Annotated in this window: 21 protein-coding genes; 17 read left to right on the forward strand and 4 right to left on the reverse strand. The window is 70.3% G+C overall.

All coding sequences use genetic code 11. The annotated features are described in order from the left end of the window. Window positions 1-224 precede the first annotated feature (224 nt). The 6 genes from C5E07_RS01340 to C5E07_RS01365 all read left to right on the forward strand — a co-directional run bounded on the left by C5E07_RS01340 (window position 225) and on the right by C5E07_RS01365 (window position 7,736). The gene (locus C5E07_RS01340) at window positions 225-1,535 is read left to right on the forward strand and encodes a nucleotide sugar dehydrogenase (protein ID WP_219820046.1); all 1,311 of its coding nucleotides are present in this window, start codon (window positions 225-227) and stop codon (window positions 1,533-1,535) included. Window positions 1,536-1,558: 23 nt separating this feature from the next. After that, a complete protein-coding gene (locus C5E07_RS01345; RefSeq protein WP_104298132.1) occupies window positions 1,559-2,539 on the forward strand; it encodes an NAD-dependent epimerase/dehydratase family protein in 981 nt (326 codons plus the stop codon). After that, window positions 2,536-4,296, forward strand: a complete 1,761-nt coding sequence (locus C5E07_RS01350) for a polysaccharide deacetylase family protein (protein WP_104298133.1) — start codon at window positions 2,536-2,538, stop codon at window positions 4,294-4,296. Before C5E07_RS01345 ends, C5E07_RS01350 begins: the two co-directional genes overlap by 4 nt. Next, a complete protein-coding gene (locus C5E07_RS01355) occupies window positions 4,272-5,051 on the forward strand; it encodes a hypothetical protein (protein WP_258063737.1) in 780 nt (259 codons plus the stop codon). Before C5E07_RS01350 ends, C5E07_RS01355 begins: the two co-directional genes overlap by 25 nt. A gap of 129 nt (window positions 5,052-5,180) precedes the next feature. Next, window positions 5,181-7,286 carry a DEAD/DEAH box helicase gene (locus tag C5E07_RS01360; RefSeq protein WP_104298134.1) on the forward strand — a complete coding sequence of 702 codons (2,106 nt, stop codon included), beginning with the start codon at window positions 5,181-5,183 and terminating at the stop codon, window positions 7,284-7,286. Between the two features lie 114 nt (window positions 7,287-7,400). Then, window positions 7,401-7,736, forward strand: a complete 336-nt coding sequence (locus C5E07_RS01365; protein ID WP_104240189.1) for a hypothetical protein — start codon at window positions 7,401-7,403, stop codon at window positions 7,734-7,736. Between the two features lie 31 nt (window positions 7,737-7,767). On the opposite strand, the gene C5E07_RS01370 is transcribed toward C5E07_RS01365, so the two are convergent. The 3 genes from C5E07_RS01370 to C5E07_RS01380 are packed head-to-tail and all read right to left on the reverse strand — an operon-like array spanning window position 7,768 to window position 11,056. Beyond that, window positions 7,768-8,637, reverse strand: coding sequence for an energy-coupling factor transporter transmembrane component T (locus tag C5E07_RS01370; protein ID WP_104298135.1), 870 nt, complete (start codon window positions 8,635-8,637; stop codon window positions 7,768-7,770). Beyond that, the gene (locus C5E07_RS01375) at window positions 8,634-10,496 is read right to left on the reverse strand and encodes an ABC transporter ATP-binding protein (protein ID WP_104298136.1); all 1,863 of its coding nucleotides are present in this window, start codon (window positions 10,494-10,496) and stop codon (window positions 8,634-8,636) included. Before C5E07_RS01375 ends, C5E07_RS01370 begins: the two co-directional genes overlap by 4 nt. After that, window positions 10,493-11,056 (reverse strand): ECF transporter S component, encoded by a 564-nt coding sequence (locus C5E07_RS01380; protein WP_104240192.1) that lies wholly within the window; start codon window positions 11,054-11,056, stop codon window positions 10,493-10,495. Before C5E07_RS01380 ends, C5E07_RS01375 begins: the two co-directional genes overlap by 4 nt. A 177-nt stretch (window positions 11,057-11,233) precedes the next feature. On the opposite strand from C5E07_RS01380, the gene C5E07_RS01385 reads away from it, so the two are divergent. The 10 genes from C5E07_RS01385 (at window position 11,234) to C5E07_RS01430 (ending at window position 21,980) form a co-directional block, all read left to right on the forward strand. Next, entirely contained in the window at window positions 11,234-11,632 is a 399-nt protein-coding gene (locus tag C5E07_RS01385) for a BlaI/MecI/CopY family transcriptional regulator (protein WP_104240193.1), read from the forward strand. A gap of 74 nt (window positions 11,633-11,706) precedes the next feature. Next, window positions 11,707-12,525 carry a M56 family metallopeptidase gene (locus C5E07_RS01390; protein WP_104298137.1) on the forward strand — a complete coding sequence of 273 codons (819 nt, stop codon included), beginning with the start codon at window positions 11,707-11,709 and terminating at the stop codon, window positions 12,523-12,525. Between the two features lie 132 nt (window positions 12,526-12,657). Continuing rightward, on the forward strand, window positions 12,658-13,140 hold the full coding sequence (locus tag C5E07_RS01395) for a hypothetical protein (RefSeq protein WP_104298138.1): 483 nt from the start codon (window positions 12,658-12,660) through the stop codon (window positions 13,138-13,140). A gap of 46 nt (window positions 13,141-13,186) precedes the next feature. Further along, window positions 13,187-14,641, forward strand: coding sequence for a sensor histidine kinase (locus C5E07_RS01400; protein WP_146080463.1), 1,455 nt, complete (start codon window positions 13,187-13,189; stop codon window positions 14,639-14,641). Between the two features lie 104 nt (window positions 14,642-14,745). Then, on the forward strand, window positions 14,746-15,465 hold the full coding sequence (locus C5E07_RS01405; protein ID WP_104298140.1) for a response regulator transcription factor: 720 nt from the start codon (window positions 14,746-14,748) through the stop codon (window positions 15,463-15,465). Between the two features lie 220 nt (window positions 15,466-15,685). Continuing rightward, window positions 15,686-16,570: an ABC transporter ATP-binding protein gene (locus C5E07_RS01410; RefSeq protein WP_104298141.1), complete on the forward strand. Its 885-nt coding sequence runs from the start codon at window positions 15,686-15,688 to the stop codon at window positions 16,568-16,570. Then, window positions 16,567-17,760: an ABC transporter permease gene (locus C5E07_RS01415; RefSeq protein WP_104298142.1), complete on the forward strand. Its 1,194-nt coding sequence runs from the start codon at window positions 16,567-16,569 to the stop codon at window positions 17,758-17,760. Before C5E07_RS01410 ends, C5E07_RS01415 begins: the two co-directional genes overlap by 4 nt. 195 nt (window positions 17,761-17,955) lie before the next feature. Next, window positions 17,956-20,049 carry an acyl-CoA dehydrogenase gene (locus C5E07_RS01420; RefSeq protein ID WP_104298143.1) on the forward strand — a complete coding sequence of 698 codons (2,094 nt, stop codon included), beginning with the start codon at window positions 17,956-17,958 and terminating at the stop codon, window positions 20,047-20,049. Window positions 20,050-20,162: 113 nt separating this feature from the next. Then, window positions 20,163-21,509, forward strand: a complete 1,347-nt coding sequence (locus C5E07_RS01425; protein WP_104298144.1) for an FAD-dependent oxidoreductase — start codon at window positions 20,163-20,165, stop codon at window positions 21,507-21,509. Window positions 21,510-21,518: 9 nt separating this feature from the next. Then, the gene (locus C5E07_RS01430) at window positions 21,519-21,980 is read left to right on the forward strand and encodes a flavodoxin domain-containing protein (protein WP_104240202.1); all 462 of its coding nucleotides are present in this window, start codon (window positions 21,519-21,521) and stop codon (window positions 21,978-21,980) included. A gap of 29 nt (window positions 21,981-22,009) precedes the next feature. On the opposite strand, the gene C5E07_RS01435 is transcribed toward C5E07_RS01430, so the two are convergent. Then, entirely contained in the window at window positions 22,010-22,507 is a 498-nt protein-coding gene (locus C5E07_RS01435) for an Lrp/AsnC family transcriptional regulator (protein ID WP_104298145.1), read from the reverse strand. 571 nt (window positions 22,508-23,078) lie between these two features. Here C5E07_RS01435 and C5E07_RS01440 point away from each other — a divergent pair. Further along, a complete protein-coding gene (locus tag C5E07_RS01440) occupies window positions 23,079-23,783 on the forward strand; it encodes a cyclase family protein (protein WP_104240246.1) in 705 nt (234 codons plus the stop codon). The last annotated feature ends 13 nt before the right edge of the window (window positions 23,784-23,796 follow it).

A 23,796-nucleotide genomic window follows, 5' to 3' on the forward strand; every position in this document is an offset into this window, starting at 1 on the left:
CTCTCCATGTCGATGCGTACGCATCGGAATACTCCCGCACTCGATGCGGTGGTTCGGAAACCCAGACAGGTGGCCCACATTCCGCTCGTTGTTCGGGTGTTCACGGAGAAGTTGCCCCTTTGTGCACCCCGTTCCGAGGGTAGCCTCGGTTGTAGAGCTGGTGGATGGCCGGGGGATTCGTGGCCTGCCAGTCTCGGTTCACATCGTCGCGAAAGGGGCGTCAATTGTCGCGCGTCAACACAGTGCTCACCGATCCACCGTCCGTGTCCCAGGTCTGGGACTTCGATATCGCCATCGTGGGCCTCGGCTATGTCGGCCTGCCCACCGCGCTCGCCTTCCGGACAGCGGGCTCCAGGGTGCTCGGCGTCGACGTCGACGAGTCGAGGCTCGCCTCGGTGCGAACGGGGAGCGTCGACCTCGTCCCCGGGGATCAGCTTCGACTCGGAACCGCGAACGCCGAGCCCGAGGGCTGGTGGCTGACCTCCGACGTCGCATCGATCAGTCGGGCGCGCGCCGTCATCGTGTGCGTTCCGACTCCCATCGACGCGCACGCGGTGCCAGACCTCCACGCGCTGACGTCCGCCTGCTCGGCGGTGCTCGACGCCGCCGGGCCAGGTCAGCTCCTCATCCTGACCTCGACGTCGTACGTGGGCTGCACCAGGGACCTGCTCGTGCATCCACTCATCGCCAGGGGACTCCAGCCGGGGGTCGACGTGCACGTCGCCTTCAGCCCCGAGCGCATCAACCCCGCCGACGAGGCGTTCGGCCACGAGGAGGTGCCACGCGTCGTCGGCGGGTTCACCGCGAGCTGCACGGAGCTGGCCGCCGCCACGCTCGGCCAGTACGTCGACTCGCCGCACCTCGTCGAGACGCTGGAGATCGCCGAGGCGTCGAAGCTCCTCGAGAACTCCTTCAGGGCCGTGAACATCGCCTTCATCAACGAGTTCGCGAGCGTCTGCCGAGAGCTGGGCGTCCCGGTCACCGAGGTCATCGACGCCGCCGCGACGAAGCCGTACGGCTTCATGCCGTTCCGGCCGGGACCCGGCGTCGGCGGGCACTGCATCCCGTGCGACCCGCACTACCTGCTGTGGCAGCTGCGGGCCGATCGGGTGTCGTCGCCGATCCTCGAGGAGGCGATGAACGCTCTCGCGCACCGGCCGCAGCGCGTCGCGGCTCGAGTCGGGTCGATGCTCGCCGCCGCCGGCGTCGTCGCGAGCCGTGCCCGTGTGGTTGTCCTCGGCGTCGCCTACAAGCCGAATGTCGCCGACGTCCGCGAATCGACGGCGATCGAGATCATCCAGCTCCTGAGCAAGCAGGGGATGCATGTCTCGTTCGTCGACTCGCACGTGCCGTCCATCCGCCTGGCGGACGGGCAGCTGCTCGCGGCGAGCAGCCAGGAGGAGCTCCTCGACGCCGATCTCGTGCTGCTCCACACGCGCCACGAAGACACGGATCTCGCCTGGCTCGGCGGCCACCAGTGCGTCCTCGACGCCACCTACACCCTGCCTGCCCGCACCGGGCAAGCGCTCATCTAGCAGAACGAAGGACACACCAGAACATGAGAACTCTCATCACGGGCGGGGCCGGGTTCATCGGCAGCCACCTCACCGATCTCCTCGTCGCGCGCGGCGACGAGGTCGTCGTCCTCGACGACCTCTCGACCGGCAGCGTCGACAATCTGGCGACCTCGATCGACTCGCTGCAGTTCGTCGAGGGCAGCGTGCTCGACGAGGACCTCGTCGACTCCCTGGTCGCTCGTGCAGACCGGGTGTTCCATCTCGCCGCCGCGGTGGGCGTCCACACGATCCTCGGGGAACCGCTCAGGAGCCTGCGCACGAACCTGCACGGCACGGAGAACGTGCTGGAGGCGTCGCTCACGCACGACGCCGAGGTCCTGATCGCGTCGACGAGCGAGATCTACGGCAAGAACACGGCGGATGCGCTCAGCGAGGACGCCGACCGGATCCTCGGGTCTCCGCTCACCGCGCGGTGGACGTACGCCGCCGCGAAGGGGCTCGACGAGTCGTTCGCCCACGCCTACGCTCGCGAGCACGGACTCCGGGTCGCCATCGCGCGCCCGTTCAACACGGTGGGCCCCAGACAGACGGGCCGGTACGGCATGGTCGTCCCGAACCTGGTTAGGCAGGCGATCGCCGGCGCCCCGCTCACCGTCCACGGTGACGGCACGCAGACCCGGTGCTTCGGCTACGTGGGTGAAGTGGCCCCCGCCCTCGTCGCCCTGCTCGAGGAACCGCATGCCCACGGGCGCGCCGTCAACCTCGGCGGCGCTCGCGAGGTGTCCATCCTCGAGCTCGCCGGCATCATCCGCGACCGTACGGAGAGCGAGAGCGAGGTGACGCTCGTGCCCTACTCGGAGGCGTACGGCGAAGGGTACGAGGACATGCAGCGGCGAGTCCCGAACAACCAGCTCGCGGCTGAGCTCATCGGCTACGAACCGCGTCTTCCGCTGGAGCGGATCGTCGACGCGGTCGTCGACGGGGTGCGTGGCCGCCTGGAGCGGGCGGGGAGTCGCGCATGACGCGCGCGCGGAACGTCGCCCGCCGGCGCTCGATGCCGCTCCGTCTCGCGGAGCATCTCGCGGTGCCCGTCGCGATCGTGGTCTCGCTCGTGCTCGCGACGGGGGCCGGGGCGGCACCCATCAGCCCGTCAGCACCGGCTGCGGATGCGCTTCCCGTGGTCTCGCTCACCTTCGACGACGGCAACATCGACCAGCTGCTCGGCGTGGACATCCTCGACCGCTACGACCTGGACGGCACGTTCTTCGTGCAGAGCGGCGCGCTCGACACCGATGGCTACTTCTCCACCGGCGACCTCACGCGCCTCAGCGCCGCGGGACACGAGATCGGCTCGCACACGACGGGGCACGTGGACCTATCGACCATCAGCAGGGACGAGGCCGTCCGGCAGGTGTGCACAGACCGCGCGAACCTCGCCGACCTGGGCTTCGTCACGACGAGCTTCGCCTACCCGTTCGCGGGCTTCAGCGAGTCGGCGAAGGCCGCCGTGCAGGAGTGCGGCTTCTCCAGCGCGAGACTCCTCGGCGGCGTGGAGTCGCACGAAGGGTGCAACGGCTGCCCGCCGGTCGAGAGCATCCCGCCTCTCGACGCCTTCGCGCTGCTCGCGCCGGCCCAGGTCACGGAGGCGTGGTCTTTCGACAACCTGAAGTCGCTGGTCGTCCAGGCGCAGGCCGCGGGTGGCTGGATGCCGATCACCTTCCACCGGGTGTGCGAGACAGTCGGCTGCTCGAGCATCGGGGTGACGACCCAGACCCTCGAGCAGTTCGCGAGCTACCTCCGGGACGAAGCCGCCGCGGGTCGAGTCGCGGTGAAGACCGTCGACGAGGTCATCGGAGGCGAGGCGAAGCCCGTTCGGCAGGGCGATTGGCCTGTCGGCCAGACCGCGAAGGACGGGAACCGGGTGGTGAACGCCCAGCTCGACGACTGGACGACAGGTGCATCCGCACCGAGCTGCTGGACGCCGAATACCTGGGGCGCGCACACCGCCAAGTTCACGCGCACCGCGGACGGCGGCGGCCTGACCGTCGCGGTCAGCGACTACGAGAGCGGTTCGTCGTCGCTCATGCCGAACCTCGACCTCGGCGAATGCGCGCCAGCGGCCGAACCCGGAGCCGTGTACGACTTGAGCGCGACGTACGCCTCGACCACCGCCACGCAGTTCGCGGTCTATCTCCGTGACGCACGTGGCGCGTGGCGCTACTGGGACTCCAGCCCGTGGTTCGATCCGAGCGCGTCCGCGTCCACCGCCACCTGGACGACGCCGCCCATGCCGGCAGATGCGACGGCCCTGTCGTTCGGCCTCACCGTGTTCTCGAACGGCTCGCTCACCCTCGATGCCGCATCGATGGTCGGGTCCGGGGCCGTCGAGCCGACCCCGGCCGCGACGCCGACGCCGACGCCGACTGCGACGTCGACCCCGGCCGCCACGCCGACGCCGACGCCGACCGCAACCGCCACGCCGGCTGCGACTGCGACGCCGACGCCCACGGCAACTCCGTCGACATCGGCGACATCCACGCCGACCGTGACGCCGAAGCCGCCGAAGCCGCCGGTGAAGCCCAAAACGCCGGTGGACCCGAAGTGCACCAAGCCCTGGCCCGTCCACGACGCGGGCCACCACCACCACACAAGCTGGGGCTCCTACCTCAACCCAGCGGGCACGTCCTCCTACGATCCGTACCCGAAGCACTCCTTCTCTGACGGAGGGGCCACCAAGCACGGCTCGCCGTCCAAGTGCAAGCCACCGCGCTGGTGGTGACGAGGAGGCGCATCGCGAGAGCCTCCGGTATCTCGGCGGCGCTGCTGATCCTCCTCAGCAGCGCCGCTTGCGCCGGGGGCCAGGGCACCCCGTGGGGAACTGGGCAGGGTCGGGAGTATCCGCTGCACACGGACATCACCGCGACGACCTTCTGGGTCGGGGAGGTCTTCGATGCCGACGCACCTGACGGCAGCCAGGTGTACTCGACCTACGACAAGGACTGGTACGCGAGCTACGGCGGCTGCGACGGGGCCGTGGTCGGCGGCGTGTGCCAGACCGAGCCTCGCTCCGCGGCGAACGGCTACTTCCCGACACGGATGACGGCCGAGGAGAACCCGTTCTACCTGGACCTGCCGTTCGATGACGTGAACGACGCGTCGGCGGCCGGGATGCGGCAGCGAGTCGTGCCGTGGGCTGGGGACGCCGCGTACTCCCGCGGGCTCGAGGATCCGTCGTTCAGCCTCATGAAGAACCGGTGGGTGCAGCTCGAGCACGACGGGCGGACCTGCTACGGCCAGATCCAGGACGCGGGGCCCGGCGAGTACGACGACGCCGAGTACGTCTTCGGGGCGCACGACGCGAGGCCCGCGAACGAGCGGTACGGCGGCGCCGGCATGGACGTCTCACCCGCCCTCAACTCCTGCCTCGGGTTTGCCGCGACCAACGGGGTGGAGGGCGGCGTCTCCTGGCGATTCGTGGACGAGGGTGACGTCCCTGACGGCCCATGGTCGCTGCTCGTGACGACCTCGCGATAGCGACGGGCCACCCGGCCGAACCTGCCCGCGAGTGCCACCCTGGCCAGCCCGCCGATTGTCGCGTATCCTGGCAAGTTGGGCATGCGCCGAATTCTGTGTGAGCAGCGTGCCGGACTGGAGAAGGCACACATGCCCAAGCGCAAAGCAAAGGGCGGGTTCAAGCCCGCGAGCAACTACATCCCCAAGGACTCCTCGGGTCGTGGCGAGCGACCGGCGCGTGCCGGTGGCGGCGCTGGCGCCAACGGAAACCCGCGCTGGGCGAGCGAGAGCCGCCGCGACGGTGCCGGCGGAGACGACCGCCGAGGCGGCCGCGACGACCGACGCGGCTCCGGCTCAACGGGCGGCGGCGAGCGCGGCTCGTACCGCGGTGACGCTCGCCGAGGCGGCTCGTCGGGCGGCGACGACCGGCGCCCCGGCGCGCGCGCAGGCGGCGACGACCGCCGTGGCGGCTACGGCGGACGCAGCGACGACCGACAGGGTGGCTACGGACGCGCTTCGCGGCCGGCCGCCGGCGATGACCGTCGCGGCACGGGCCGAGGTGCGGGCGCTGACGAGCGGCGGGGTGGCTACCGTGCAGGCGGCGACGACCGCCGCGGCGGCTACGACGGTGCAGGACGGGCCGAGTCCTTCGATCGCTCGCGCGACAGCTCGCGCAGCTCCGACCAGAGCCGTCCCCGCGGCGAAGACCGCTACAGCACTCGCAAGGGGGCAGCATCCGCTCGCGGAGGCGCACCCACCCGCGGTGGAGCTCCCGCCCGTGGTGGCGCTCGCGGTCGCGACGGCCAGTTCTCGGACCGCAACGAACGCATCGACCGTCACCACCACGACGCGCTGCGCCAGTCGCACGGCCGCCAGCCGGCCGCGGGTTCCCGCGGTGACCGCAGCGCGAAGCACTTCGACCCGACGGCGCCAGGCGCGAACCAGCCGCAGCGCGGGGCCATCCAGGACTACCGCAGTCACAGCCAGTCCGCTGCCGGCCGTGCCCCCTCCCACGACGAGGACCGCGTGCTCGAGCGCCTCGCCCCGACCGCGGTCGGCGCGAAGAACGCCGACGGCCTGAGCTTCGGCGACCTCGGTCTCGACGCGAACATCGTCGACGCGCTGGCCGAACTCGGTGCGCCGAGCCCGTTCCCCATCCAGGCCTCCACGATCCCGGATGCGATCCACGGTCGAGATGTCCTCGGCCGTGGCCGCACGGGCAGCGGCAAGACGATCGCGTTCGGCGCCGCACTCGTGCAGCGCCTCAGCGTGGCCCGCGGACGCGACGCCGACGCGAGCAAGCGCAAGATCGGGCGCGCACCCCGCGCTCTCATCGTCGCGCCCACTCGCGAGCTCGCCCTGCAGATCGACCGGACGATCCAGCCCATCGCCCGCAGCGTCGGCCTCTTCACGACCCAGGTCTACGGCGGCGTGCCGCAGCAACGGCAGGTCACGGCCCTTGGGCGCGGCGTCGACATCGTCATCGGCACGCCCGGCCGCATCGAGGATCTCGAGCGCCAGGGCTTCCTGCGCCTCGACCAGGTCGAGATCACGGTGCTGGACGAAGCCGACCAGATGTGCGACCTCGGGTTCCTGGAGCCGGTGCAGCGTATCCTCCGCATGACGATGCCGGGTGGTCAGCGACTGCTGTTCTCGGCGACGCTCGACGCCGCCGTGCAGCGGCTCGTCACGGAGTTCCTCAAGAAGCCATCGGTGCACGAGGTGGCCGGTGAGGAGGAGCAGCACACCGACATCGACCACAGCGTGCTCGTCGTCGAACGCGACGACAAGCGTGCCGTGATCGAGCAGCTCGCCGGCTCGGGCGGACGGGTCCTCATCTTCACGAAGACCCGCGTGGCCGCAGAAGGCCTCGCGACCGAGCTCTCGATGGCCGGCGTTCCCGCGGCCGCCCTCCACGGAGACCTCACGCAGGGTCGCCGCACGCACAACCTGCGACTCCTCACGAGCGGCAAGGTCAACGTGCTCGTCGCGACCGACGTCGCCGCGCGCGGCATCCACGTCGACGACATCCGCCTGGTCATCCAGTCGGACATGCCCGAGGAGTACAAGTCGTACCTGCACCGTTCGGGCCGCACAGGCCGCGCGGGTCAGCGCGGCACCGTCGTCACGGTCATCCCGAAGCAGCGCCGTCGACGGATGTCGGAGCTGCTCGAGCGCGCCGAGATCGAGGCGCCCATGATCCCGGCACGCCCGGGTGGCGCCGAGCTCGACGCCTTCATGGCCTACGCCGACTGACCTGCCGAACGCAGATGACAGATGCCCCTCGGGATGGACGCTGCTCCAGTCCGAGGGGCATCCGTCGTCGCGGCGCACGCGGAACGTTGATGAAGCCCGCGTAGCGTTGCGCGCATGAGCGAACAGCAGGCGAACGACCCGCAGGCGCGGGCAGACCAGGCGAGTGCAGGCGAAGACGTCGCAGCGAACGGCGAAGGCTCTGCCGGCGAGCGTGCGGCGCAGGCGAGCTCGGCTCGCATGAGCACAGAGCAGCTCGAGAACGAGCGCGCACACGGCGACGGCAACCTCTTCCCCGACGCCGGCTCGCTCTTCGAGCCGGAGCAGGCCGACACCCCGGAGCAGCTCGAGGCGGAGGTCGAGGAGGCGGAGGCGCACGACACGCGCTTCGCAACCGGCCCGGACGAGTCGGGTGTGGCCGAGAGCAACTTCGGGCAGAACACCGCCGAGTAGCGCGGGCGCTGCTGCGCTTCGGCGCGCGGCGTCAGCTCAGCAGGCTCGGCGCGATGAGCGCGAGGGTCGTGGCCGCCCAGGCGATGGGCAGGAGCACCCAATCGCCCGTGTCCGTGTGCAGGACGTGACGCTCGGTGCGTGTGCTCGCGAAGCCGAAGGCACGTGCATCCATCGACAGGGCAACCCGGTCGGCGTGCCGCAGCGCGCCCGCGAGCAGCGGGATGGCGACGTCCAGCTGGGAGCGCAGCCACGCGATGGGTCCGCGTCCGCGGTCGATGCCGCGCACGCGGCGAGCTGCCCGGATCACGTCGAGCTCCGACTGGAACCTCGGCACGAACCGGAACGCCGCCATCGCCGCGTAGCCGAAGCGGTAGGGAACACGGAGGTGCTGCACCAGGGAACGCACGAAGTCGTCCCCGGCCGTGGCGATGCCGCCCACGAGCGACAGCAGCACGATCGCGACGAGGCGCAGCGCCGTGCCGAGACCCGTCGCCCAGGCGGCGACCGTGAACGGGCGCCCGGCGATCTCGAAGATCGTGGATGTCCCATCGAGTTCGAATACCGCGAGCAGGGGAGCGGCACTCGTCGTCTCCGCCGCAACGGTCGGGTCGACCCAGACCCCGAGCGTCACCGAGAGCACGGCCAGTACGACGGGAACGCCCACGATCAGCAGCAGTGTGCCGCGTGCCGACAGGCGAGTGCCGCTGAGGATGACCAGCGCGCAGAGCAGGATCAGGAGGGCCGGGCTGAACGCGTCCCGCACGACGAACATCGCGACGATGGCGGGCAGCGTCGCGGCGATCTTCACGAGCGGCGTGCGCCGGTGCAGCCACGGCAGGTGCTCACGACGCGAGCGAGCGACACTCGGGCGCGAGACGAGGGCGTTCCCGGCGCCACTCACGGGGCGCCGCCGTCGTGGATGTCCGGGTGGCGAGCGAGCGCGGCCTCCAGCTGCGAGATCGACGTGATCTCGCGCAGGTAGGAGTGCCGGTGCACCCCGGCGAGCGCTCGGGGCAGAGGCGGCAGGCCGAGCCCCGCGGCCTCGAGCGCCCCGGAGGCCACGACCCGGTTCACCTCGCCGTGCGCCGCCACCACCCCACCGTCGAGGACAAGCAGGTGCGTGGCAAGCTCCGTGACGAGCTGCAGGTCGTGGGTCGCGAGCACCAGCGTCGCCCCGTCCCGGTGCAGCTCCCGCAGGAGGGCGACGAGCTCTTCCGCACGCGCCCGGTCCTGTCCGAACGTCGGCTCATCCAACACCAGCACGTCGGCACCGTCGAGGAGCGCGGCGGCCACCGTGAGCCTCCGCTTCTGTCCCCCGGAGAGGAGGAAGGGGTGCCGGTCCGCGTGCTCGGCGAGGCCGAAGCGCTCGAGCATTTCGTCGACGCGGGTCTGGGCATCCGCCGCCCCGCGCTCGATCTCGAAGGCGAGCTCGTCGCGCACCGTGTGCGTGAGGAACTGGTGCTCCGGGTTCTGGAAGACGTAGCCGACGCGCGTGCGCAGCGCGCCCGCCCGCATGCGAGCCGTGTCCTGTCCGTCGAGGAGGACCGTGCCGCGCGGTGCCCGGCGGACTCCGGCGAGCGCCTGGAGCAGGCTTGACTTGCCTGCTCCGTTGTGGCCGACGACGGCCGTGATCGAGCCCGGCTGGATGCTCAGGGAGGCGGGGCCGAGCACGCGTGTGCGGCCCCGCGTCACCGTGAGCGCACGGGTCTCGAGCCGGGGAGCTGGCTCCCCGGGAGCCCGCTTCCCGGCCAGGCCCGTGATCGGCAGGGCGTCCGACTGCTGCGGTAGCTCGCTGGCGCCGGCACCCGCTTCAGCCTCCGCAGGAGGCGGCAGCTCGCGCCGATGCGCGCCGCCGCCGCTGGAGTCGGGCAGCGATGCGCGATCCACCCGCTCGAGACGCCGCGCGAGCTCGCTGCCGAGCAGGGGCAGGGGGCCGGGGCCGAGATCCCAGCCCGCCGCCGTGAAGCACGCCGCGGCCTCGTGCGCGACCGGGAACCACACGCCGAGCTCGCGCAGCCGTGCGGCGTTCTGCCCGAAGACCTCGCGTGGTGTGCCGTCGAAGGCGAGCCGCCCCTCGGCGTCGAGGACGATGACGCGCGTCGCGATGGTGAGGGCTTCGTCGAGGTCGTGCTCGATGAGCAGCAGGCCGTGCGTGCCCGCGCGCACGAGCTCGCCGAGGGCGAGGTAGATGGAGTGCTTCGCGGTCTGGTCGAGGTTCGCGGTCGGCTCGTCGAGGACAAGCAGGGGCGAGCCCATGGCGAGGGCGCTCGCGATGGCCAGCCGTTGCCGTCCTCCGCCGGACAGGATGTCGGGGGAGTCCTCGCGGCGGTCCCAGAGGCCGAGCTGGCGGAGCGCCCGCTCGACGCGCTCCTCGATGTCCGGAACGGGCAGTCGCAGGTTCTCCGGGCCGAAGGCGACCTCGTCGAAGACCTGCCCGGTGACGATCTGGGCGTCCGCATCCTGGAACACCATGGCGACCTGCTGGCTGGCGGCCGCGACGCCGAGCTCGGCGACATCGTGCCACCCGGCGCCAGGTTCGGAGTCGGCGAGCAGGACGCGCCCGGTCACCTCGGCTCCCAGCGACTGGGGGATGAGCCCGTTGAGGGCTCTCGCGAGGGTCGACTTCCCGCAGCCGGACGGGCCGAGCAGCAGGACCGCCTCGCCGCGCGAGATCGAGAACGAGACGTCGTGGGGGCGCGCGGCCGGAGCGTCGAAGTGGGTGACGGAGAGGTGCTCGACTCGCAGCAGCGGGGTCGTCACCTGGCTGCTCTGCGGTCTTCGGCGAGGCGCAGGTCGCGGCCGATGCCCGCTCGCTCGAGCTGCTTCGCGAGCCACACCGCGAGCATGGTGCAGAGCGGGGGCGAGATGAAGAAGCTGCCGATGAGCAGCACCGTGCCGAGCACGTCGTACTCGCCGCCACCGAGGATGCGGAACGCGGCCGCGGTCATGATGAGGCCGGCGAAGGCCGCGCCCGCGAGGAACAGCCACGCCTGCCAGCGCCGATAGCGGGTGATGAGGAACGGCAGCTCCTGCAGGACGCCGATGCCGACGCCGATGAGGAACGCCCCGAAGGCGATCGGCTGGAACGGGCTCGCGACGAGCCCGGCGAGGGCAGAGGTGATGAGGCCGACCCAAGGCCGACGGAAGAGCGCCTGGGCCAGGGCTCCGGGAATGAAGTAGAGCCCGATCGTGAGCCCGTAGACCAGCGGGAGCAGGTTCGAGACCGCGCCGCCGATGTAGGCGTTGACGGTGAACACCACGCCGCCGGCGACGCCGATCGCGGCACAGCTCATGAGCAGACGAGTGCTGACGGTTCTCATTGGGCTCCACGCCTTCCCTCAGCGGGATACGGTCCCGCTGGGGTCACGGGCTGACTCAAGTCTACAAAATGTAGAGCGAGTCGCGCGACGGGGCTCCGGGCTTGATAGCCTGGGTATTCGCGGATGCCTGGGTGACGTTCCCCACGGCACCTTCGCGACAAGAATTGGAGCAACACAATGCCAGGAACTCGCACTCGAGCGCGGGGTGAGCTCGAACTCGTCGTGCTGCGACTCCTCTGGGCGGCGGCGGAGCCCCTCACGGCGCGCGAGATCCAGGACCGCTTCCCGGGCCGGGTTCCCGCCTCCACGACCATCCTCACCGCCCTCGACCGGCTCAGGGCCAAGGGCGATGTCGCCCGTGTCGGCCACGAGCAGCGGGGCATCCGCTTCGCCGCCACGCAGAGCGAGGCAGAGCACGCCTCCCGGGCCATGCTGAACGCCCTCAAGACGATCGACGGCCGCGAGGCCGCGCTGCTGAAGTTCGCCGGCAACCTCGACGCCCGCGACGCCGACCTGCTGCGTGCCGCCCTCCAGCACGCGCCCGCCGCGGCCTCCGAGGCCGCCACGGCGAGCTAGCCGGAGCCGGACTGGCCTTCACCATGGCTCCGAGAGGGCGTTCGGGCATGCTGCCCGAGCGCGAGTGATCTCCGATGTGGATCATCCCTGCCCTCGTGTGCCTCGCGTTCGCGGTGTTCACGATGCTCGCCGCGCCCTCGCTGCTGACGCGCGGCACCTGGCAGGTGCGACACCCGCAGCTCGCCCTCGGTCTCTGGCACGGCGCAGTCGTCGGCGGGTCGCTCGCCCTGCTCGCGGCCGTCGCCCTCTCTGTCGTCGCGGTGCTCACCTGGGAGCATGACGAGGGAAGCTGGCTGAGCGGATTCGAGATCGCGCTCGCCTCCGTCTTCGCGAGCGCCGGCCTGATCGCGATGTTCGGCTGGGGCTTCATCGTGACGCGCCGGTCGGGCCGCGCCTTCGCCGACGGACGCCGCGCGAACGACGAGCTCCGAGACGCCGCGCGCGTGCTGTCCTACCGGGACGAGCGAATCGGCGGAGCGCTCGTGCGCTTCGTCGACTCGCCAGTGCCCCACGCCCTCGCTGCCGCGGGGCGCGCGCCGGTCGTCATCGTGTCGAGCGGCCTCGTGGAGCTGCTGACGCGCGAGCAGCTCGAGGCTGTCGTGGCGCACGAGCGCTGCCACCTGATGCGCTTCCACGCGCTCGCGCAGCGCCTCGCGGAAGTCAACGAGGCCTGCCTGCCGCGGTACGCCGGCGCGAAGAACCTGTCGCGTGCGACGTCGCTGCTCATCGAGCTCATCGCCGACGACGCGGCCGCGAACGAGGTCGGGGCGGATGCCCTCGCCGGGGCGCTCCAGGCGCTCGCGGGCGCAGGCGCCGAGGACGACGTGCTCGTGCAGCGCGCGCGGAGGCTCCGCACTCGGACCACAGGAGCGGCGCCGAGCCTCGACGCCTGAGCTCATCTGGGCAGGGGGCGGCACTCGCTTCACGTTGACCGCTGGCGAAGCTGGACGCGCATCCAGGTGTTCGAATCCGTTCTGTGACGGGACGGAGACGGCCGCGGGGGCTCGACGTGGGAGGCTTGGGTCATGCCTGATTCCACCCCGTTCGAAGAACCACGCCCGGGCTACGACGTCGCGCGCGACGCTGAGCCAGAGCGCGCGCTCACGCCGTCCCGGGTCTCGAGGCTGCGCAAGCTCACGATCCTGCTCGCCGTGATGATCGCAGCCGGCGCGTTCGCCAACTGGCAGCAGGAGGCCGAGTTCCGCTCGGCGAGCGTGCTGAGCTTCGCGGTCATGCTCGTCGTCGTCGTGGTCGGCTACGGTGCGATCTGGAAGCTGCTCGGCTCGCCCAAGCGGAAGCGCGCGGAGGGTGCCCGCACGGCGGGCAGCATCCTGTCGGTCCTTGCAGTCACGGGCCTGCTCCTCACCGGGGTGCTCGCCATCACCGGTGCGAGCCCGACGGGCACGGTGCAGCTGATCGTGGGGCTCGGCACGGGCGTCGTCGGCGCGATCTGGCTGCACGCCGCCTGGCGCCGCCTCCCAGCCGAGCCGACGGGGCTCCTCGACTGATGCGCTCGCGCGCCGGATGTCGGAGGCCCCGCCTACGCTTGGCCACATGATCACGTCAGCACGTGGCAGCGAGCTGTGGCAGCGGCTGCAGGGCATCGATGCCGAGCATCCCGCCGACTGGAAGCGTCCGGGGCCGTCGCCGCGCGCGCTCCGCACCGACATCGTCGTGGCGCTGGTCGCCGTCGCGCTCATGGTCTTCTCGAACTGGGCCGTGCTCGAGCTGCGCAAGGGCGCAGACCCGGCAGAGGTCGGCGCGATCCTCCATGACACCGACCCCGCCTCGGCGCTGGTCGGCATGGTCCTCGTCCCCGCCATGTACGGGGTCGCCATCGCCCTTCGGCGCCGCTTCCCGCTGTGGATGCTCGTGCTCTGCACGGTTGCGTTCGTCTCGGCATTCGCCTTCACGTACCTCGACACGATCGTCACCCAGATCGGCTACTTCCTGGTGCTCTTCACCGCGGGAGCGTGGAGCAACCAGCGTGCCCTGGTGACGCTGCTCCGCATCGGGATCACGATCGGCATGATCGTGTGGGCGCTCGTCGACTCCCTCACTCGCGCCACGCTCGTGTTCACGTTCTCGGATGGGAGCGACAGCGAGAACTGGATCACGAGCGTCTTCGGCGCCTACACCCTGCTCATCAACGTGCTCTACTTCATCGGCGCGTTCTGGTTCGGGAACTCCGACTTCAGGAGGGCTGGCCAGCGGGCGGCGCTCGAGGAGCGCACCCGCGAGCTCGAGGAGTACACGGCGGCGCTCGCCGACGAGCGTCGCCTCGTCGAGGAGCAGGCCATCCGCCTCGACCGCGTGCGCATCGCGCGGGAGCTCCACGACGTGGTCGCACATCACGTCTCGCTCATGGGCCTGCAGGCAGCCGCCGCGCGCCGGACGGCGGAGACCTCGCCGGAGAAGTCCCAGCAGGCGCTCCTCGGCGTCGAGCAGAGCGCTCGAGTCGCGATCGACGAGCTGCACTCGCTGCTGACGACGCTGCGCAGCGCAGACGCTGACGCTGACTCGGAGTCCGCCGACGGCGGCCAGCGCGAGAACGACGGTGCCTCCGGAGCGCAAACCGGCGCATCCGCCCCCTCGACGCACACGATCGAGCAGGTGCCAGCGCTCATCGAGGAGCTGCGCGGGGCCGGCATGCGGGTGGAGTTCAGCACCCTCGGCGAGCCTCGGCCGGTGTCGCCCCTGACGGGCATCGCCGTCTACCGGGTGCTGCAGGAATCCCTCACGAACACGCGGAAGCACGCGGGCCCCGATGCCCCCGCCGATGTGCGACTCCGCTACCTCGAGCGCGGCGTCGAGCTCGACGTGACCGACGACGGGCCAGCCTCCCTCGCGCATGCCGCGGCGTCGAAGCAAGCGAACGGCTCCGGCGGCCTGGGCCTCGTGGGCATGCGAGAGCGCGCCAGAGCCGCCGGCGGCGACCTCACGACGAGCAAGCGGGGCGGTGGCGGCTTCCGCGTGCTCCTCCGAGTCCCCTACGAGCGGCAGAGCTGACGGCATGCGCCCGTGTCCCAGCACCGATCGGCAAGCTCCCGGTAACCTCGCCCCGATACGGTCACGAGAACGACACCGCTCCGGCGGGTGCCAAAGGAGGCCAAGTGTCTGAGAAGATCCGCGTCGTGCTGGTCGACGATCACCAGCTCGTTCGCATGGGGTTCAAGCTCATTCTCGAGTCGGAACCCGACATCGTCGTCGTCGGCGAGGCGACCGACGGCCGCGAAGCCGTCTCCGTCGTCGCCGAGCTCCGCCCCGACCTCGTCTGCATGGACGTGCAGATGCCGGTCCTCGACGGCATCGCAGCGACCCGCGAGATCATGCAGCTCGGAGGGGCCGTGCCGCGAGTGCTCATGCTGACGACCTTCCGCGACGAGGCCGCCGTCCGCGACTCGCTTCGCGCGGGGGCCAGCGGCTTCGTGCTCAAGAACTCCCCGCCGGAGACCCTGGTGGAGGCGGTGCGGGTCGTGCACTCCGGTGACGCGCTGCTCGACCCCCAGGTGACTCGCGGCGTGATCGCCGGCATGCTGCAGGACCCTGCGGAGGGAGCGCCGTCCCAGCCTGCGGACGCGCTCCAGGCCGTGCCCGTCTCGCAGTCCGCTGTCGAGCATCCCACTCTCGCGAGCCTCACCGACAGGGAGGGGGAGGTGCTCGCCCTCATCGCGGAGGGCCTCAGCAACGCGGACATCGCGCAGCGGCTCTTCGTGTCCGAGGCGACCGTGAAGACGCACGTCTCGAACCTGCTCGCGAAGATCGGCGTGCGCGACCGCATCCACGCCGTGATCTTCGCGTACAACGTGGGAGTTGTCGCCCCCGTCGAGTAGCGGCCGGGTGCGCGAGGCCGGGTGCGTGGCATCGCGCAGCCGGGCCGGGCGGTTCCGTCGTGGTCGGCACCTCCTCACCCGAGCGGATGAACGCCGAGCGAGGGCAGTTCCGTCGCGCGGCCGATCCCTCCTTCGACCGATCTCCGTAGCGTTTCCATCAGGCCCAGAGGTGGACGGGCGCAGAGACGGTGCGGCGGCGTCGCGCGAGACAGGAGGGGTGATGCTCGAGATCCAGAACATCTCCAAGACCTACGGAGACCGCAAGGTGCTCGACGACGTGAGCTTCACGGTCGAGCCTGGCAAGCTCACGGGCTTCGTCGGCGGCAACGGGGCGGGGAAGACCACGACCATGCGCACGATCCTCGGCGTCGTCAAGCCGGACTCGGGCGTCGTCACGATCAGCGGCAGGCCCGTCGCCGTCACCGACCGTGCCCGCTTCGGGTACATGCCAGAGGAGCGCGGCCTCTACCCGAAGATGAAGGTCAAGGAGCAGGTCACGTACTTCGCGGAGCTGCACGGCCTGAGCGCCAGGGAGGCGGCGAGCAACGCGGACCGTTTCCTGGACGATCTGGGTCTCACGGAGCGGGCGGGCGACAACGTCGAAGACCTCTCGCTGGGCAACCAGCAGCGCGCGCAGATCGCGGCGTCCCTCGCGCATGAGCCCGAGATCCTCATCCTCGACGAGCCGTTCTCAGGACTCGACCCGCTTGCCGTCGAGGTGGTCCTCGAGACGCTGCAGGGTTTCGCGGCTCGCGGAGTGCCCGTGCTCTTCTCGAGCCACCAGCTCGACGTGGTGGAGCGACTCAGCGACAACCTCGTCATCATCTCGGGTGGCGCCATCAGGGCGAGCGGCGACCGGAACGAGCTTCAGGAGCGGCACTCCGAGGGCATGCACCGCATCTCGCTCGCTGGTGACGCCGGCTGGCTGCGCGACGAGCCGGGCATCACGGTGCTCGAGTTCGACCGAGGGGACGCGATCTTCGTCGCCGACTCCGGCGAGACCGCGCAGCGCATTCTTCGCACCGCACTCGACCGGGGCCCCGTCTTCGGCTTCGGCCGCCACATCGTGAAGCTCTCCGACATCTACCGGGAGGTCGTCGCATGACAACAACACAGGACACCAAGGCACCGCAGCGGGGCGCCTCCACGCCGCCGCGACAGTTCGGTCTGAGCTCTGCGAAGGGCATCCAGCTCATCGCGAAGCGCGAGATCCTCGTGCAGGCACGCTCGCGCGCCCAGCAGATCTCGTTCCTCGTCACGCTGCTGCTCGTCGCGGGCGGCATCGTCGCCGTCGCGCTCTTCGGCGACGCCATCGGGGGCGGCGCGACCAAGGTGGCGACGGTCTCGGGAACGCAGTCCGTCGCCGCAGCTGCCGGACTCGAGACGACGGAGGTCGCATCCGCTGAGGAGGCGGCCCGACTCGTGACGGACGGCGACGTCGAGTACGCGGTGCTGACGCCGACGGATGCGCGCAGCCTCGAGCTCTTCACGGGCGACGGGCAGCCGGCAGGCGACCTCGGCGACGGGGCCTTCGTGCTCGTCGGTCTCGACGGCGTTCCGACCGAGGACTCCATGGCGCTCGCCCAGGTACCGGCGTCGTTCTCGCTGCAGGCGCCCGAGGTGAACCCCGCGCTCGGCTACATCATGGCCGTCGCGTTCGGCGTGCTCTACTTCATGGCCGCCATGGGCTACGCCTACACGATCGCGCAGAGCGTCGTCGAGGAGAAGCAGTCGCGCATCGTGGAGATCCTGCTCTCGACGGTCACGCCCCGCGTCATCATGGCGGGCAAGGTCATCGGCAACAGCGTGCTCGCGCTCATCCAGGTCGCCGCGATCCTGGCAGCTGCGGCGATAGCGCTCGCCGCGACGGGGCAGGGCGCGCTGTTCTCGCTCATCGGGCCCGGCTTCATCTGGTTCCTCGTGCTGTTCGTGTTCGGGTTCGTGCTCATCGCGACCCTCTACGCCGGCGCCTCCGCGATGGTCTCGAGGCAGGAGGAGGTGGGCAGCGTCACGACGCCGCTCATGATGCTCATGCTCATCCCGTACATGCTCGTGATCCTGTTCAACAGCAACGCGCTGCTCATGACGATCCTCAGCTACATCCCCTTCTCGGCGACCATCGCGATGCCGCTCCGGGTGGTGCTCGGCCAGGCTGAGTGGTGGGAGCCGATCCTGGCGCTCGTGATCCTCATTGCGACGAGCGCCGTGTCGATCATGATCGGTGCCCGGATCTACGAGAACTCGATCCTGCGCATCGGTGGGCGCGTGAAGCTCAGCGACGCCCTCAAGGGGTAGCCGCGGTCTGAATCGCGCCGGTTTCACCGACATCTCTGGCGGGTCAAGCTAACGCTTGGCCCGCTGAGTTGTATGAAGTGTGCAATTCGGGGGCTCGAGTGGCGCGTGATTCTCGTGCCCTCCCACTGGGAAATGGCGAGTGTCGGTGGCCCGTCTTAGCGTGGATGCACCCCCGAACGTTGCAAAGGAGCATCCGTGTCTGACATCAGCATCAACGATCCGGAACTCGACGAGCCTGTCGCTCTCGAGCAGAGCCGCATCGATGTCGGCTGGCTGTCGCAGCAGCTGCTCGGCACCTGGCCGGAGGAGCGGCTGCGCGCGCGAGCGAACTCGGCCCGGCCCGAGCTCTGGCGCGATCCGGCTCTGGCTATGCCGGAGCATCGTGACCGCGTCATGGGCCAGCTGCGCATCCTGGTCGAGGAGGGGGCAGTCAACCTGGCCTTCCCGAAGCGGCTCGGCGGCGGCGAGAACCACGGCGGCAACATCGCCGCGTTCGAGGAGCTCGTCGTGGCAGACCCGAGCCTGCAGATCAAGGCGGGCGTCCAGTGGGGCCTGTTCGGCTCGGCCGTCATGCACCTGGGCACCGAGTACCACCACGACACGTTCCTTCCCGGCATCATGAGCCTCGAGGTGCCGGGCGTCTACGCCATGACCGAGACGGGCCACGGCTCGGATGTCGCCTCGATCGGAACGACGGCGAGCTACGACGAGGGCACGCAGGAGTGGGTCATCAACACCCCGTTCCGCGGGGCCTGGAAGGATTACCTCGGCAACGCGGCGCTGCACGGCAAGGCCGCGGTCGTCTTCGCGCAGCTCATCACGAAGAACGTCAAGCACGGCGTGCACGCCTTCTATGTGCCCATCCGCGACGACGACGGCGGCTTCCTGCCCGGCGTCGGTGGCGAGGACGACGGCGTCAAGGGCGGCCTCAACGGCATCGACAACGGCCGACTGCACTTCACCGAGGTGCGGGTGCCTCGGCGCAATCTCCTCAACCGCTACGGCGACGTCGCCGAGGACGGCACGTACAGCTCGCCGATCGAGAGCCCTGGGCGTCGCTTCTTCACGATGCTCGGCACGCTCGTGCAGGGCCGCGTCTCGCTCGATGGCGCCTCGGTGGCCGCCTCGAAGGTCGCGCTCAAGATCGCGGTCACCTACGCGAACGAGCGCAGGCAGTTCGCGGGCGGCGATGGCGAAGAGACGGTGCTGCTCGACTACGGCATGCACCAGAAGCGGCTCATCCCGCGTCTCGCGACGACGTATGCGCTCAGCTTCGCGCACGAGAACCTCCTCAAGCAGTTCCACGGCGTCTTCTCCGGCGAGCTCGACACCCCCGAGAACCGGGAAGACCTCGAGACCCTCGCGGCGGCGCTCAAGCCCCTCTCGACCTGGCACGGCATCGATACCCTCCAGGAGGCCCGCGAGGCCTGCGGCGGTGCCGGCTTCCTCGCCGAGAACCGAGTCGCACAGCTGCGCCACGACCTCGACATCTACACGACCTTCGAGGGCGACAACCACGTGCTGCTGCAGCTTGTCGGCAAGCGCCTCCTCAGCGACTACGCCGAGCAGTTCAAGGGTGCGGACCGGGGGCAGGTGACGCGCATCATCGCCGAGCAGACCGCCGAGCGCGTCTACTCGGGCTCCGGGCTCCGGGGCATCGGCCAGATCGTCCTCGACCGCGGCAGCCGCGCGCGGTCCGTCGGCTGGCTGCGCCAGCCTGCCACGCAGCACGAGCTGCTGACGGCGCGCGTCGAGACCCTCGTCTCCGAGATCGCCGCCAAGCTGCGCAACGCCAAGAAGCTGTCCAAGGCCGAGGCGGCCGCGCTCTTCAACCGCAACCAGCCGACGCTCATCGAAGCGGCCCGCGCGCACGGCCAGCTCCTGCAGTGGGAGGCGTTCACCGACGCGATCACCACCATGCCGGAAGGCAAGACCCGCCAGGTCCTCACGTGGCTGCGCGATCTCTTCGGTCTGGGCCTCATCGAGGAGAACCTCGCCTGGTACCTCATGTCGGGTCGGCTCTCCGTGCCCCGCGCTCAGGCCGTCTCCGCCTACAGGGAGCGCCTCATCGCGCGCCTGCGCCCGCATGCCGCTGACCTCGTCGATGCCTTCGGCTACGGGCCGGAGCACATCCGCGCCTCCATCGCCTCCGGCGCTGAGCGCGAGCGGCAAGACGAAGCCCGCGCCTACATGCGCGCGCAGCGGGAGTCGGGCACTGCCCCGGTGGAAGAGAAGGCGATGCGCGCTGAGGAGAAGCTCAAGCAGCAGAAGGCGGGTGCCAACGCCTGACGCTCGCGCGCCGAGCCGCGGCCGGCCGCCAACCTGAAGCGGCGGCCTGGGTCGAGGTGCGATACTCGGCGGAGCGTTTCCCGCGCCCCGTGAGTCGAGGAGAGCATCACCGCATGACCGTTGAACCCCGACGTGCCGTCGCGATCATCGGCAGCGGCCCGTCGGCCTGCTACACGGCGCAGGCGCTGCTCAAGCTGCGCCGCGACGTCGAGATCGTCATGTTCGAGCGACTGCCCGTGCCGTATGGGCTCATCCGCTACGGCGTCGCCCCGGACCACGTCGGCACGAAGGCCGTGACTCGGCAGTTCGATCGCCTGTTCACCCGCTCGGGTGTGCGCTTCCTCGGCAACGTGGAGGTGGGGCGGGACGTCGAGTTCGATGCCGTCCGCAGCGCGTTCGACGCGACGGTCGTCGCCACGGGGCTCCACGCCGATGCGGAGCTGCCGCTTCCCGGCTTCGACGACGAGCGGGTCATCGGCGCTGGTCGGTTCATGCGTATCCTCAACCAGCATCCCGGCGACGAGATCTCGCTCCCGCAGCTGGGGAGTCGGGTCGCGGTCGTCGGGAACGGCAACGTCGCGATCGACGTCGTGCGCCTGCTCGCCAAGCACGAGACCGACTTCGAGGGCTCTGACGTGCACTCGCCCCTGCTCGACGCCGCAGCTGGCGGGCTGCAGGTCATCGAGGTGCTCGGGCGGGCAGGCATCGACGACGCCAAGTTCACGCCGTCGCTGCTCGCCGAACTCGGGCGCATCGACGATGTCCGCGTCGAGGCCTTCGGCGTCGACGACAGCTCTCTGGCGGACACATCGACTCGGTCCGCACAGGCCGTCGCCCTGGCAGGCCTCCTGGACCGACCGCAGCCGGAGAACCCGCGGGTCACGGTCCGCCTTCGACTCGGCGTCGCGCCGGTGGCGCTCGCGCGGGACGGCGAGACCCTCCGTCTATCGCTCGCCGGACCGGGCGCGTCCGAGGTGCTCGCCGCCTCGACGAGCGCCGAGCCCGCATCCATCGACGTCGACTCCGTCATCACGGCCGTCGGCTTCCACCGCGGCGACGCGCACCTCCTGCACGCGCTCCTCGGTCACGAGGACGATGTCTTCGCGGCGGGCTGGGCGAGACGGGGCCCCAAGGGCACCATCGCCGAGAGCCGCGCCGAGGGTCAGACGGTCGCGCGCGAGGTCGACGCGTGGCTCGCATCCGCGGCGCACGAGCCGCACGATGAGCGGGCCGCACTGCTCGAGCGGCTCGAGGAGAGCGCCGTGAGCTTCGCCGAGTGGAGCACGATCGATGAGCACGAGCAGCGCCGGGCTGGCCCGGGGCGCGTGCGAGCGAAGGAGCAGAACACCGAGACGCTGCTGCGCATCGCACGCGGCCGAGCCGAGGTCGACTCCTCCGATGCGCACGCCGAGGCCGGTCGTGCGAGTGTCCAAGACCCCCACCCCGCAAGCAACACCTAGGAGCAGCACATGAGCATTGTCATCCTCTACGGCACCGAGTCGGGCAACGCCGAGCTCGTGGCCGGCGACCTCGCCGACGCCATGCCGGACCGCGACGTCATGGTCGAGGACATGTCGGTCTTCGAGCCGGAAGAGCTCGAGGAAGGCACCTTCTACCTCTTCGTCTGCTCGACGCACGGCGACGGGGAGCTCCCGAGCGGTGCCCTGCCCTTCTGGGAGGAGCTCGACGCCATCCGTCCCGCGCTCGACGGGTACCGCTACGGCATGTTCGGGATGGGTGACACCACCTACTCGGACACCTACAGCCAGGGGAGCGAGCACATCGACCGGCTCATGACGGAGCTCGGCGCGCAGCGCGTCGGCGAGTACGGTCGCCACGACGCCAGCTCGCGCCAGACGGCGAGCGACGCGGCGCTCGCCTGGCTTCCGACGCTGCTCGCGGCGCTCGAAGCGGCCGGCATCGACGCGTAGCGCCCGTCCGACTGGCCTTCCGCCGCCCATCACGCATCAGCGATGGGCGGCGGCGTGTGTCCGGCAGGTGCTGGGGGAGGGCGGCGGATGGCGGTGGAGAGCGAGAGCGACGTGACGGTGTCCGAGACTCCGGGGATCGCGGCGATGCTCTCCCAGACCTCTTTGATGCGCTCGACCGATCGCGCTTCGAGCAGGACGAACAGGTCGTAGTCGCCCGTCAGGATGTCGCACCTGGTGACCTCGGGGACCTGGGCGAGGGCAGCGAGCACGTCGGAGCCGCGCATGCGGTCGGAGCGGTACACGAACAGCACCGCCGAGATCGGGGTGTCCTGGCTGCCGGCGTCATGTCCCCGAACCAGCGTGTAGCCCTCGATGACGCCGTCGCGCTCGAGTCGCTCGATGCGCTGCTTGACGGCGTTCCTGGAGAGCCGCACCTTGTTGCCGAGGGCCACGAGGGGGGTTCGCGCGTTCTTCGTGAGTTCGCGCAGCAGCTGCGCGTCGATGTCGTCGCGTGGTCGCATCGTCATTGTCTGCTCCCTCTTTGGGTGTGACATTAGCACCCTCGCGTGGTTATATGGCATGGGCGCGGGACGAGAATGACGCGATGGCGCGTCACACGAGAGGAACACCATGGTTCTCAGCACGACGGTTCGAAGCAGGATCCGGATCTACTGGCCCGTGCAGCCGGAGACGTTCGCCGAGGTCGTCGCTGGCAACGCCGCGGTCTTCGCAGACAGCCCAGACGTACGGCCCCTGAGAGAGGCCCTCTCGTCGTTCCCGGAGGTCGGGGACTTCGGCGACTACAAGACGGTGACGGAGGTCTCGATCGGCTTCGAGGGCTTCACCGTCGGCCCAGGGGCTCAGCCGACGCTCGGATCCGCCGGAGAGCGCACCATCTCACCGACGCTCGCCGTGACGACCCACGTCGAGAGCGAGCTGGGCTCTCACCGGCTCACGGAGATCCTCGAGCGCATCGTCGAGGTCCATCCGTGGGAGGTTCCGGTCATCGAGGTCACCGAGGGCGTGACGCTCGTCTCGCGCGCCAGAGACGAGCCTCCTGCCGCCCGCAGTGATCTGTGGCCCCAGCTGCGTTCGGCCATGCTCGGCCGCACGTTCACGGACCTCACGCACGCCTTCCATGCCGGCCAGCCGCGCTTCCCTGCATTCCCCGACGAGGAGCGGACGGAGATCTTCTCCCTCGATCGCGGCGATGGCTTCACGGCCCACCGGTACTCGATCATCGGCCAGTGGGGCACGCACGTCGACCCGCCCTCGCACTTCGCGCAGGGCGGACGCAGCCTCGACGAGCTGCCCGTCGCGGAGATGATCCTTCCGCTGGTCGTGCTCGATATCAGCGCGCGTGCCGCAGTCGACCCCGATGCGACCCCGACGCTGCAGGACATCGAGCTCTGGGAGAGCGAGCACGGGAGGATCCCCGCTCGATCCTTCGTCGCGCTGCGCACCGACTGGAGCACGCGGTGGCCTGACGCGTCGGCCATGGCGAACGCGAGCGCCGACGGGGTCAGCCACGTGCCTGGATGGAGTCGCGAGGTGCTGACGTTCCTGGTCACCCAGCGTGATGTCGCGGCGGTCGGCCACGAGCAGACCGACACCGACCCGGGCTCCGCGACCTCGGTGGGCGACTTCAGCCTCGAGCGGTATCTGCTGGAGCAGGACCGCTGGCAGATCGAGCTCATGGCGCACCTCGACCGCGTCCCAGCGGCGGGGGCGGCTGTGGTCGCGACGTGGCCCAAGCCCCTGGGCGGCAGCGGATTCCCGGCGCGCGTCTTCGCCATCCACTGAGCGTCGCTAGGCT

It is taken from the genome of Pseudoclavibacter sp. RFBJ3 (assembly GCF_002931375.1).
In the GTDB taxonomy this organism is placed as follows: Bacteria; Actinomycetota; Actinomycetes; order Actinomycetales; family Microbacteriaceae; genus Pseudoclavibacter.